General features: G+C 39.6%; 9 protein-coding genes. All 9 read right to left on the bottom strand.

Annotated elements, in window-relative coordinates; translation table 11 throughout:
• Window positions 1-634: 634 nt before the first annotated feature.
• Complete coding sequence (gene mdh, locus ACRD64_RS14890; RefSeq protein WP_430934239.1) at window positions 635-1,558, bottom strand: malate dehydrogenase; 924 nt, start codon at window positions 1,556-1,558, stop codon at window positions 635-637.
• 169 nt (window positions 1,559-1,727) lie between these two features.
• Window positions 1,728-2,966 carry an efflux RND transporter periplasmic adaptor subunit gene (locus ACRD64_RS14885; protein ID WP_430934238.1) on the bottom strand — a complete coding sequence of 413 codons (1,239 nt, stop codon included), beginning with the start codon at window positions 2,964-2,966 and terminating at the stop codon, window positions 1,728-1,730.
• 35 nt (window positions 2,967-3,001) lie between these two features.
• Window positions 3,002-4,492: a TolC family protein gene (locus ACRD64_RS14880; protein ID WP_430934237.1), complete on the bottom strand. Its 1,491-nt coding sequence runs from the start codon at window positions 4,490-4,492 to the stop codon at window positions 3,002-3,004.
• A gap of 11 nt (window positions 4,493-4,503) precedes the next feature.
• Window positions 4,504-5,865: an ABC transporter permease gene (locus ACRD64_RS14875; protein WP_430934236.1), complete on the bottom strand. Its 1,362-nt coding sequence runs from the start codon at window positions 5,863-5,865 to the stop codon at window positions 4,504-4,506.
• Window positions 5,866-5,868: 3 nt separating this feature from the next.
• Window positions 5,869-7,206 (bottom strand): efflux RND transporter periplasmic adaptor subunit, encoded by a 1,338-nt coding sequence (locus tag ACRD64_RS14870; protein ID WP_430934235.1) that lies wholly within the window; start codon window positions 7,204-7,206, stop codon window positions 5,869-5,871.
• Window positions 7,207-7,591: 385 nt separating this feature from the next.
• Entirely contained in the window at window positions 7,592-8,983 is a 1,392-nt protein-coding gene (gene glmM / locus ACRD64_RS14865) for a phosphoglucosamine mutase (protein WP_430934234.1), read from the bottom strand.
• 117 nt (window positions 8,984-9,100) lie between these two features.
• Window positions 9,101-9,919, bottom strand: coding sequence for a pseudouridine synthase (locus tag ACRD64_RS14860; RefSeq protein ID WP_430934233.1), 819 nt, complete (start codon window positions 9,917-9,919; stop codon window positions 9,101-9,103).
• An 855-nt stretch (window positions 9,920-10,774) separates the two neighbouring features.
• Entirely contained in the window at window positions 10,775-11,641 is an 867-nt protein-coding gene (locus tag ACRD64_RS14855; RefSeq protein ID WP_430934232.1) for an NAD(P)H-binding protein, read from the bottom strand.
• A gap of 217 nt (window positions 11,642-11,858) precedes the next feature.
• Window positions 11,859-13,214, bottom strand: coding sequence for an alkyl sulfatase dimerization domain-containing protein (locus ACRD64_RS14850; RefSeq protein ID WP_430934231.1), 1,356 nt, complete (start codon window positions 13,212-13,214; stop codon window positions 11,859-11,861).
• Window positions 13,215-13,997: the final 783 nt, after the last annotated feature.

Below are 13,997 nucleotides of genomic sequence, written 5' to 3'. Positions count from 1 at the left end.
GCCTTTTTATCATAAATAAAATAAATACAGATATGGAGAAAAAACTTATAAACTTCCTCATTGGGGAAGTCCGTCTGTGTATGTGTTTTTGTACCAATAGGTTCCCTTAAGTTAACGGCTATGGAAAGTAATCGGGACAAGTTATGCCTCGTTTCAGTAATGCCTTGTTTTATTGTACTTGCAATGTTCACGACGAGTTCTAATGCATAATCCGGGGTAATCCGACTTCAAGCAAAAGCGTTAAAAAAGAATTTTTGCGATAAGTGAGTGTAATATTAGGCTTACTTAGGTATTACCGACGGAGTAAAAATCAGTAAAAGTAAAAGCTGTTTGAACCTAGTAAGGTTATTTTTTTGAGCGAAGCGTACTGATTTTTAGCTTTTTCATGCCAGCGGCGGCACAAATGGCAGTGCGATTTGTGTTTCGTTTGCAGCCAAGGCAATTGGATCGTAGCCGAAATCATAAAAACCATTGAGATATAAAAACTTAGACGAACTAAAAATGAAAAGCCCGTTGGCTTGAGACAAAAGAGGTATAGGTTTATAGGAGCGTTTTTTTGTCGGACAGTAGTGTGAAAAAATAAAGGCTGTCCAAATTACGAACAGCCTTTAATGTTATCTAATTATATCAGATATTACTTATCCAATACTTTCATCACTTCCAAAACGTGCGTGCGGCTAGTCTCCAACAATGCTTTTTCTTCTTCGTTCAAGTCAAGCTCAATTACTTTTTCGATACCGTTTTTACCCAAAATTACGGGCACACCCAAATAACAGTCATCAATTCCGTATTCTCCTTCCAGCTTAATACAAACCGGAAATACTCTTTTTTGATCTCTTACGATCGCTTCAACCATTTGAGCAGCAGCAGAACCGGGTGCATACCAGGCAGAAGTACCCATTAGTTTAACCAACTCGCCTCCACCGAATTTAGTACGTTCAATAATAGCGTCCAGTTTATCGGCATCTATCAGCTCAGTAACCGGAATTCCACCTACCGTAGTGTAGCGGGGAAGTGGAACCATCGTATCACCGTGTCCACCCATTAACACAGCCTGAATATCTTTGGGGGAAACATTTAATTCCTCAGCTAAGAAAGCCCTGTAACGTGCAGTATCCAGGATTCCTGCCATACCCATCACCCTGGCGCGAGGGAATTTAGACGAAATGTGAGCCTGGTAGGTCATCACATCAAGCGGGTTGGAAACAATAATAATGATTGCCTCCGGCGAATGCTTTACTACGTTCTCGGTTACGGTTTTTACGATTCCCGCATTGATCGAAATTAGGTCATCGCGAGTCATCCCTGGTTTACGAGGAAGGCCAGATGTAATGACAACAACATCAGAACCTGCTGTTTTTCCATAATCGTTTGTAGAACCCACGGTCCGAGTATCATACAGGTTGATAGGAGCTTTTTGCCAAATATCCAAGGCTTTTCCTTCGGCCACACCTTCTTTAATGTCCAGTAAAACTACTTCATTGGCAATTTCGCGGTATGCCAAAACGTCTGCACAAGTAGCTCCAACGTTTCCTGCTCCAACTACGGTTACTTTCATAATTGTATTACTTTAAATTTTGCTATATTTTGTTGTTATGTATTTTTAAGGAGGAACAAATATATGCAGTTGATTTTAATTGCAGATATTTTTCTTCAATTATTAAACGATGTTTAACAACATCTTTACAACAACAAAAACACCAAAGAGTTGCACCCATTGTCCAAATTTAGTTAAACCCTTCAGGTCGTGAGAGTAACACCTCATCTCCGGGATCTAACCCGTGGGTAATTCTTATATGGGTCTCATTTTCCCCACCAATTTCAACCATCTTTTTAACCACCGAAACACCTTGTTTCAAAAACACTACCTGATACGAACCTTCGTTAAAAACAGCCATACGCGGGACCACCACATCATTACTAAAGCTTGCTATTAAAATTTTATTGTTGGTGGTCATACTTGGCAAGACTTTTTTGCCGTTTGTATTGATATCAATAATAACTTTAAAACCATTCATCCCAGCACCTTTAATGGGCTGCCCCATATTTGCAATTTTCATAACCTCACCCTCGAATTCTTCTTCGGGAAAAGCATCAATAACAATCGAAACCTTTTGGCCGACTTTAATTTTTGCAATATCAATTTCCTTAACAATCGCTTCAGAAACGAGAGAGTTTAGGTCGGGGATGGTTGCAATTATAGGCATCCATGGACCAACATCGTCACCTACTTTGGTTTTTCTCCCCCTCCCATCCTTACCATACACCACCATTCCCGATGAAGGAGATTTTATCTGTAATTGTTTCCTCAGCTCTTCATACAGTTTTTTTTCACGTTGCTCTTCTTCCAGCTTTCTTTCTAAGCGCTCAACCTTCATTTTTTGCCTTTGCGCTTCTTTCTCCAAATTTCTTCTCTTGTTGTTTATGTCTAATTGAGCTTTCTCCAGCATTATTTTGGCCTGGCGTTGCGTTGCTTTTGATTCAAATTTAGATTGTTCTACCTTTATTTGGGATTCCGTCAAGTCATCTTTTGTATTGATCAGCTCTTCTCTTTTTTGCATCAAAATGATCGTACTATCCAAAACTGCCGATTCCAGCGAGTTACTGTACTCATCTATCCTCTCTATGCTTCTTTTCATGCGCATATCAACGTCTGTTGGATCTAAAGAGGCCACAAAATCGCCTTTTTTCACTTTGCTGCCTTCCGCCACCATATTGCTTATCTTCAAATACCATATCCTTAATTCGCGCTTGTTGATTAAAGACGGAATATTAATATTTTCGTATTCCAATGCCTGCACTTCACCTTCCGCCGAAACCTCTAAATCAAATTGTGCAATCTCGGCCTGTGCGGTTTCATATTTAAGTGATGATGGCCAAAGAACAAAAACCGGAATCAATACCAATACACCCAATATACCCCATAGGGTATATTTTCCGGAAATATTTTTTAATGAAAATCTCATGCTCGTTTTTTGTCAAGTATTATTTGTCTGATCTATTATTTTTGCAGCAAGCTGTCCAGTTCTTTCATAAGCGTTACATTGGTTTCAAAATCATATAAGGTGGTTTTTCTGATATTAAAATAGTTGGTCCAATATGTTTGAACACTTTCAATATAACTTCGTTTGGCAGCATCCACCGAGTTTCTGGCAGCATTTAACTTGATAACATCTACCTTGTCAATTAAAAACCTTTGTTTGGTCACCTCATAACCGCGCTGTGCTATAGTATCGGCTTTGGCAGAAATTTTCACTTGCTCCTCTTGCATATTAAACTCCATCACCTGCAAAAACACGTTTTGCTCAAAGTCAATTTTAGATTGTCGAACAGTGGCTTCCTGCACCCTTTTATTAGAGCGTGCCATTTGCACCTGACCTCTTTTCTTACCCCAATCCACAATGGGTATCCCAAGGCTCAGGCTTAATCTTTGGTCATCTCCGTAAGGGCTTTGATACACCTCGTCAAACTTATCGGTGTTTTTGTTATACCCAAAATTCGCACTTACACTTGCATCAATCCCATTGTTCCCTCTGGCTTGTGCAATCCCCCTGTCGGCTTCAATAAGCTGTTGTTTGTAATTTAATATATCCGGGTTGTTTTCCAGCGCCATTGCCATCGCTTCGTCTACCTGAATTTTAAACTCAGGGATTTCCGATGGCAACACACATATAATATTAACGTTATCATCTAATCCTAAAAAAGAATTAATGGAATAACGTGCCTGTTCCAGGTCGACCTTTGATTTACTTAAGGCAATATTTGCATTCAGCAAACTTAACTCCAGGTCCAACAGTTCATCCTGTGTAACCGTGCCTATCTCAAAGCGTCCTTTACCAATCCGATATAGCGTATCGGCATTGAAGACATTGGTTTCGGCAATATTCAGGTTAATCTCTGCTTTAATTAAATTAAAGAAAACGTTTGTTGTTCTTTCCGATAATTCTTGCAAACTCTGCAAATATTCCCGCTTAGCTTGTTCGAACTTTAAAGGTTCAATTTTCGATTGCCATTTAAAATAATTGTAACCACCTATGGGTTGCGATATACCTATTGAAAACGGAATAGATGAATAGGACACATTGCCGCTTTCTAAATTCTCCAATCTTCGAAACTCACTTGAAACGGACACTTTTCCGCCTGTGGCAATTATGTTTTGGGATACATCCAGTGTTGCATCCGAACTAAATCTTTCCGAAGGCACTAAAACATCTTCACCGTCTTCGTACCTTGAAGTAATGGTGCGGTTGTAGCTAACCGGTGTGGAAGTTAAGCCCAACAAAGGGAGCTTTTCGGCCTTATAACTTCTAAAGTCCCAATAGGAGGCCAAATACATGTGCTTTTGTCGGAAACTATATATCGATTGGTTAAATGCTATTTCAATTGCCTGATCCAAAGTTAAGTTCAAACTCACTTCTTCCTTTTGGGCAGTTGTAGAATAACAGCACAATACCGTGATGCATATGATTAAGGCCAATTGCTTGATTGTCATGTTTGCTATATTTAATGTCGTAAAGATTCAACGGGATCCTGGTTGGCAGCGCTGCGTGCGGGCAAATACCCAAAAACTACCCCAACAGTAGCAGATACGCCAAAGGCAATGAAAACGGACCAAAACGAAACTATCGTTTTAATATTAGCAGCCATTTCAATGACATATGCCATACTTACACCAATGATTATCCCAATCAATCCGCCCACGATACTAATCAGGGTCGATTCCGATAAAAACTGGACGATGATATCTTTGCGTGAAGCCCAAAGGGCCTGACGGGTCCCTATTTCCCGAATGCGTTCCCAAACAGAAGCCAGCATGATATTCATAATACCTATTCCACCTACCAGCAAAGAGATGCCCGCTATAGCCCCTAAAACAATGTTAAATATATCATTGGTCTTTTGCTGTTGTTTCAACAAAAGTTCAGGCACCGTCACCTGAAAATCGTACAGGTTCGAATGCCTACGCAACAACATCCTTTTAACTATATCAGCGGTGGCGCTTAAGTGTTCCGTTTCAGCTACCTGAACCACAATCTTATCCAACTGGTTTTGGCGCTCCGAAGAATTACTTTCATCATTACTACGACCTCGATTGCCTCCTCTGCTCATACGTTCAAAATCGGCAGGGTTAATCCTGGATCTGTCTTTATATCGAATTAATAACGACTGGGCAGGCACAAAGACTTTATTGTCGGACGAGCTAATTCCCATTTCATCGGAAGCAGATGTGGTAAAATCTCTTTTCTCCGCTACACCGATTACCTGAAGCCAATTTTCGCCAACCTTTATGTAATTGCCTATTGGATTATCCTGGTTAAAGAACTTGTTTCTTACATTATCACCAATGATACATACCGGTAATCCTCTTTTATCTTGTTCTGCGCTAAAAGATTTCCCGTTTTTAATGGATATGTTTAACAATGAAAAATAATCGGCCGAGACACCTTCCAGTACGATTGGATAACTTTTACCACTTTTAACAGCATAATAATTCATCGAAATCACAGGACTCACCTTTGCTACCGAAGGAATGGTTTCTAAAATAGAATGGGCATCCTGAAGGGTCAATCCTCTTGATTTTCTCCTGCCCGTATGCTCGTTGTCATCTTCCGATTGATCACCTTCTGAATCCACGGCCTTTTGCACTGGTGTTACAATAATATTATTAACCCCTACCAGTTTAATTTGCTCCAACACTTCATTCTGGGCCCCTTTGCCTATGGCCAGCATACTTATTACCGCCGCTACACCAAACATGATACCCAAGGCGGTAAGGAGCGATTTTACCGTGTTTGCGAAAATAGCCTCGATGGCAATGATAACATTATGTATATACCTGGTATATAATTTATTGATTTCGCCCATAGCCTATTTACCTTTGATATGTAATGCTTGTTCTTGCGTTTCTACACTGCGAACGGAATCCTGTTGCAACAGGTATTCATAGATATCCAATCCTATATAACCCATTTCCGTGTTTGGCACAGGTTCATTCATCAGCACCATTTCACCTTGTCGAAGCCCTTGTTTGACTTCTGCATAATTTTCGTTTTCTGCACCGCACTCTATGATTTGCTTTTTGTTTGGCAGATCGGCTTTGTAAACATATGTGATGGAATCATTTTTAAAAACAGCTTCAAGCGGGATATATAACACATCGTTCAAGGTATTTGTGGTGATTATGTTAACCGTGGTCATGGCAGGCCTTAAATCCTTATCGTATCCATGCACTTGTATGGATACCTCAAACACTTTGGAATCACCTCCGGGTATTACCTGTCCGATATTGGCTACTTCGGTTACTTCCCCGTCAAACTCCTTTTCGGGAAAGGCATCTACACCCACCTTAACTTTTTGCCCTACCTTAATTTTGCTTATATCGACCTCGTTAATAAAAGTTTTTGAGATCATGGACGTCAGATCGGGTAATTCGGCAATTTTAGGTTCCCACCGGTTCACTATACTTCCCACCTTTATTTTATTTCCGGTTCGGTCGAAACTGTAAATTAACATCCCGGGTGCCGGAGCCTTAATATCAATTGCTTCAAATAGGTTCTCTATTTCTTGTATCCTGGTCCTAACGCTTTCGATGGATTTATAGGCCCTATTGACCTTAATGACATCTTGCTGTTTTTTTAAATCATAATTACGTAACTCCTGATCCAACTTTCGTTTTGCTTTATCCACGTCTAAACTAGCCTGACGTATCACGGAAGGCGATTCATAAACAGACTGTTTTAAAATTAGATTTTTTTCTTCCATATCAATCCTGGCAGTAATCAGGTTGTCCCGCAAATTACTTAAATTGATATTAGTATCTATTTTAGCATCTTCATAAGCTTCCAGTTTTTCGGTAAGTGTAACTAACGCTTCACTCATCTTTTCTTCCACTGCGCTATGATCAAGTGATGCCACATAATCGCCCGAATCGACCACCGTACCTTCCTCAATTAGCTTTGTTACCTTAATTTCATATATATTAATGTAACGTGCAGATAATTCGTTTGGAACATTGATAGATACAGAATTTTGTGCCTGAAGTTGCCCTGTGCTATAAACTAACGATTTAAAATCTCCTCTTTTGACTTCTGCCTGAATTGAATTTTCCGAGTATGGTGCAGGTTTTATAAAACCAAAGTAAATGATCCCAATTGTTACTATGAGACAGGCTATAATTAACCTGTTTACATTTTTTTTGTTTCTCATTAGTTTAGATTTTACAGTTCTGGACAATTGCCAATAGCAACAAATATTATGCCCATTGTGTAATATGCAGCAATAAATATTGTAACATATTTTTATATATGTACATATTAAAAAAACAGAAGGCTTATGAAAGGTATTTCTATGCCGCACAGAACATGCCATGCATACAAACTGATAGTTAGATTATTATATAGTTAGATATGTGCTTAATTTAGAAAATATGACACTTTAGTTTGCCGTAATGCATATGTTTTGAATGGGATTGGCGTATTGATGACTTTTCATGGCGTACAGGGAACCATTGTCCTTGTAATTAGATAAAATCAGAAACGTCTCTTAGTACCATCCAAAGGGACGTTTCTGGATTTAGCAAATTTGCTTCATCTTAAATACCTGCTACCTCTTTGATGTCAGCTATAATTTTTTGCGCCAGTTCATCGGCCTCAGCATCTGTTGGTGCTTCGGAATAAATTCTGATGATAGGCTCTGTATTTGACTTTCGAAGATGGACCCATCTGTCAGGAAAATCAATTTTAACTCCATCGATATCGTTTACCTGCTCATGACTATATTTCGCTTTCATATCAGCCAAAATGTTATCTACATCCAATGCCGGGGTTAGCTGTATTTTATTTTTAGAGATAAAATACCCCGGATATGTAGCTCTTAACGCCGAACAGGATTTACCTGACTTCGCCAATAAAGTAAGGAACAATCCAATTCCAACTAGTGCATCGCGTCCATAATGCGAGGCTGGATAAATGATTCCACCGTTTCCTTCACCACCGATTACCGCATTGGTTTCCTTCATTTTATTAACCACATTCACTTCACCCACGGCAGCAGCCGAATACGATCCTCCATTTTTCACCGTCACATCGCGCAATGCTCTGGTTGAAGAAAGGTTGGAAACCGTATTTCCTTTTGTTTGGCTCAACACATAGTCCGAAACAGCCACCAAGGTATATTCTTCCCCAAACATACTGCCGTCCTCGTTAACAATAGCCAAACGGTCAACATCCGGATCCACCACAAAACCCACATCGGCTTTTTTATCTTTGATCATGGCCGAAATTTCGGTTAAATTCTCTGGCAGAGGTTCCGGGTTATGCGGGAATTGCCCGTTAGCCTCGCAATACAATTCCATAACGTTTTTTACACCCAAAGCTTTTAATAACGGCGGCAAATACATACCACCCGTAGAGTTTACACAATCTAACGCTACGGTAAAGTTTGCACCTTTGATAGCCTCAACATCAACCAGTCCCAGACCGCAAACATGGTCTATATGTTTTTGCAAATAGCTGTCGTCTTGTTTAACAGAACCTAAATCATCCACCTCTGCAAATGCAAATTCTTCCGCATCAGCGATCTTTAAAATTTTTTCCCCGTCAGCTGCACTTAAAAACTCCCCTTGGTTGTTTAGCAACTTTAAGGCATTCCATTGTTTAGGATTGTGGCTGGCTGTTAAAATAATACCGCCGTCCGCCTTTTCCATGGTCACGGCCAATTCCGTTGTAGGGGTTGTAGACAAGCCAAGGTTGATCACATCAACTCCTGAGCCCATTAAGGTACCTACCACCATTTTATCAACCATAGGGCCAGAGATTCGGGCGTCACGACCGACGACTACAGTAATTCTTTCTTTTTGCGTATTTTCTTTAGCCCATACCGCATAAGCTGCCGTAAATTTAACAATATCTAAAGGACTCAGGCCCTCTCCGGGATGTCCTCCGATTGTACCTCTAATTCCTGAGATGGATTTAATTAAGGTCATAGCTTTATCATATTTGTGTTTGAATTAAACTTTTGGGTAAAGATGATAATATTTAGTAAAAAGTGTATGTATAAATTGCCGGGAAATCTAAAATACCGGCATACTTACACCAGCACTTTATTTCATTATACCCGCTTTTAAAAATGTAATTTCTTTTGAAGTCAAGAAACGCCATTTCCCACGAGGAACGTCTTTTTTGGTTAACCCGGAAAAATATACCCTATCCAATTTTACTACCTCATAGCCCAGATGTTTAAAAATACGTCGTACAATTCGGTTTTTACCGGAATGGATTTCAACACCTACCTCCATGGGATTTCCTTGCACCAAACTTATTTTATCGGACTTAATAAATCCATCCTCCAATTCGAACCCGGTGGCAATTTTGTCCAAATCCTCCTGTGTAATACCTTTATCCAAAAAGGCATGGTATATTTTACGGTGTTCGTGGCTCGGGTGAGTCAAGCGCTTGGCCAAATCGCCATCGTTGGTCAGCAACAAAACTCCCGTTGTCATTTTATCCAATCGCCCCACAGGATAAATTCGCTCGGAACATGCATGTTTTACAATATCGATAACGGTATGTTTGGCATGCGGATCGCTAAGTGTAGTCACGCAATTTTTGGGTTTGTTCAAAAGAACATAAACCAATTTCTCTGCATTCAGTTCTTTTCCTTCATAAATAACTTTGTCCGAAAGCCTGACCTTGGTTCCCACTGATGTAACTGTTTCCCCATTAACGGTTATTAGTCCTTCGGCTATCAGTTTGTCCGCTTCCCTCCTGCTACAAACGCCAGCATTGGCAATAAACTTATTTAGCCGTATTTCTTTTTTATCTGATGTTGAAGTCGCATGCTTATCCTGAAGTGATTTTAAACCACTCTCCTGCCTATTAATTTTAGGTTTTCTTCGTCCTTTAAAATTCCGCTCACTCATATTCCCTTACAATTTTGTGCAAAGGTCATAAATATTATTGAGGATTCACAATTACACCTATGGCTACTATCCTTTTTTTCAGGTTTAAGGCTTGCAACTTTCCTGGAGCCGGATTTCTTATCCACTTTTAAACTAGCATCGCCTCAAATTCAATTGTTGCTTAAAAAAAAACGCAGATTAAACTTCGATATTATTCCTATTTCAAATCCGGGTTTATGTTACTTGAGAATCCAAGGGAATCGAACCTCATCTATCAAGGGCAATTAATTTTTTCCATTCAAAAAAAAACTTCGGTAAGTGCAAAGCTAATAACCGCTGATATTATTAACCGGGATGGGGTTCTATATGACTCCTATCTGAACCGAGCCTTCACGAAAGTTACTATTTAGACCGCAATATGTATTAAAAATCCTGTTACACAATAAAACCACTTCAAAACAAGGCTTTTCACTGAGTTGCTTCAACTCATCGGAACGGCGCTATGCTACGCTTCAGCAACTTCTTGTTTTATGGTATTTTAAATGCTCATTACGTACCTCTAATACATAATCGGGATAATGAATACGTTTTAATCTTCCCAGTCAACAACTATGGTATCTTTCTGAATTTCTTCTGGTTTAAAATAGGTTCCGTGTACCAAAACTCTTTATTTTAGGAAGGATCTTAAAACTAGAACCTTCCATGTATCGTACCCAAAACACGGCTACTTGGGATAGAATGGTGGATTTACTCCACCTATCCCCACGGATCCAAATCCCGTGCACTTCTTATGCGCAACAGGCTGTAAATATTAGCTCATTAGATGCAATATAATCCCAAATAAACTAGTTTTTCCAAATCAGTTGGATATTAAAATCAGATTGAATCTGTTTTTTGTTTTTGAAGATAATTGTTAATCATTTCGTCTACTGATTGATGAGCGCGTCCTGCTACCTTAAAGAAATCAGATGGCCCGTCAAATTTTCCGTATCTAATTCCTTCGTATATTCCACCTATTACAGTACCTAGGAAATCGCCGAGAGCCGCTTTACGCTGTTCCGTATACGTTTCAACTGATATGCTTTTAAAGGTCAGCTCAAGACCATATGCTTTGTTGATAGCATCGGCCAGTTGTTGTTGTGTAATGGTTTGTCCAAACAGATTAAATGTGTTGCGCAGCAAGCTATCATCAGTGAGCAACTTAAAGTAGGCATATGCTAATTCATTGCGCGACGTATAACCACACTTGCCATCTGCAGCACAGTTAACGATACCTCTTTCTTTTTTATAGTTCTCAATATACGCTAAATCAGGTTCAATATAAATGCCGTTGCGACCTATTGCCCAGGCCATACCCGAGTTTTTTATGTCCTCTTCTGTTTGACGGTTGCTCGCCACAATGGGACTAAAAGCATTTCCGGTCGCTGCGCCAAAGATGCTGGTGTAGACGATCTTTTTAACCCCATTTTCTTTGGCTGCCTCAATAACATTTCGATGCTGTTGTATTCTTTTATCCGGGTGATCCATCCCGGAGACCAGTAGAACAACATCTACCCCCTGAAGTGCTGATACAAAGTCTGCTTTATTATTGTAGTCTCCTTTTCGAATTTCTACATCCAGGAATATTGCTTTTTCCGGTGTACGTGCAATCCCGATTAAATTTTCTTTTCCAATTTCAACCTTCAGTCGTTCAACAATTGCTGAACCTAAGTTGCCGCTTGCCGTTGTTACTGCTATTTTCATATTTTATTGATTTACGGATTCTTTATGATTACTTACCCTTCTTTTAACTCCATGATATAACTATTCATATAGTTCCTACTGGCAGCTGTTACCTTATTGGCAATTCCCATTATGTCATCTGCTTTCAGCTTCATTATTTACTTGCCGCTTATATGAATAGCAAGAAGATAATCACTCCATTCAGCTGCCCATTGAAAGTCTCCTTCATTAGATGCTTTCATGGCATTCTTTCGTAACTTAACTTTTCTTCCAGCTCATATGCATACGACAGATAATAATTTCTGGCAGGTGCATTTAATTGTTGAGAAGCCAAACTCCTTAACAACTTTATTTTAGCTTCAATAACTTTGGCCTTTTCATAGTCAGTTTGCAACAGATAATCGGCCAATTGTAAACCCCATTGGTCATTACCTTCATCCAAGGCCTTACTTAGCTGGTCAAACATCTTTTTTTCTCCCCCTGCAAGTTCAATAATATTTATTGCTTCTTCCGATGCTGCAAGGGGAAAAAGGTTTGATGGGTTTCCATCGAACCAACCTACATAGTGAAAATATATTGAACGTACTCCCCAAGCAACGGAGCCATAAAACTCCCGCAAATTGGGTTGATTTACCAGCGAATCGGGTAGCTTAACATGGTCAACCGTTTGTTGGAGTGTATATCCTTTGTTCATGCAGTCGATGGTTTGTTGGTAAACACTTAAAATGGCGGTAGAATAGTTTTGTAAATTGCGATAAATCACTGATTTTCCGATAAGAGGACGCGTATGGCCTGGTACAAGATATTCCACTGGAAAAGAGCTCATTTTTTGAACCGATTCGCCCCATGCTTTAACATCCCGGTATTGGGAGCCGCGAATAGCATAGAGGTTTGGAAATGCTTTATAGTAATTGTCGCCCGCAAATAAGGCGTTTTCTCCAGGACACCACACAAATAACTGGTCATTGGTTTCCCCATCGGCAGCATACAGTTCGAAATCCAAACCTACAAGTGTAATTTTCATGGTGTCTTGAAATGTAAAATTAGGTTCAATATACCCTTGACCAACCCGGTCGGTTGAAGTTGTACCAGGTGCAACGCCTCTATTGATAATGTCTTTATGGGGTAAATTCCGCCCGAATTGCCGTGCGTTTCGTTGTTTTAAAATAGGTTCTATGGGCGAACGTTCCTGTAGCTCTTCTTTAAATCCCTTCCGGGCAATAACCATAACACCTTTGTTTTTTCCAATAAACGCCGTAGCTCCACCGGTATGGTCGGCATGACCATGCGTGTAAATAAGCGCCTTCACCGGTTTGCTCGTTATTTTACGGAACTCTGCCGCCACATTTTCGGCTGCACCCAAAGCACGAAGCGCATCAATAATAACAACCCCGTCTTCTCCAATAACCATAGAGGCATTTGAGCCATCATATCCAACAGCAACATACACATGCTCATTTAATTGAATTATGTCGGGAATAAACTCCTTGTTATGTTTTTTTAAAAGACGTGTCGCTTCTGTTTCCTGGGCATTAGCTATGGTTGAAGAAGCAAAAGCCAATGCCATAAATAATGTGAATATTCTTGTTTTCATCTTACTTGTTTTTAAATATTAACCAAATCATTATTGGATGCAGTAATCACTTTTATTTAACCCGGATTATGTATTGGAGGTTCGTCATGAGCATTGCAAGTACAATAAAACAAGGCATTACTGAAACGAGGCATCACTTGTCCCGATTACTTTCGGGAGCATCGTTCTGGTGAGTTGAAGTGATGCAACCAAGTGTCTTGTTTTAAAGTAATTTCAACGTGTAATAGAATTTCTAATGCATATTGCGGGTTTAACCAATACAAAGTTGTGGTAAAAACAAATAAAGAAAAAGGTTAATAAAGGAGCATGAATGGTAAATGTGTAACCTTCGCAAAGGTGTTTCCAGCCTGATATATTTCAGTTTGCTCAACGTCGTCAACCGAAATCCGAACACCGCGGCACATGGTACAAAAAGTGCACATGTTATACGTACATCCAACTGATACTCGTAACAATAGTATATTTCCTTACAAGGTGGTCGATAAATCGTCCTTTTATAATTAATTGTTATTTGATAAGATCAGATGTAAAATAAATCAGTTCACCAATGGTGGATCTATCTTAAATTTGTGGATTTGCATATTGCCATAAGTACCGGTATCGTTTCCGAAATATTCTCCGGTATGGGCTTTATGTTCGTCACACAAAGCTAAATCAAACAATTGCTCCGCACTTTTTTACGCCCGTGCCCAGCACTTCCCTAAATCTTCTTTGACCATCCTTGTATTCGATAGCGAACCGGCGTTGACAGCAATAATGTTGCACCCTTTCATTGCAAATCCA

Origin of the sequence: Saccharicrinis sp. 156, assembly GCF_050589685.1 — a bacterium.
Classification (GTDB): domain Bacteria; phylum Bacteroidota; class Bacteroidia; order Bacteroidales; family Marinilabiliaceae; genus Saccharicrinis.
This window is presented reverse-complemented; position numbering and strand designations above follow the sequence as displayed.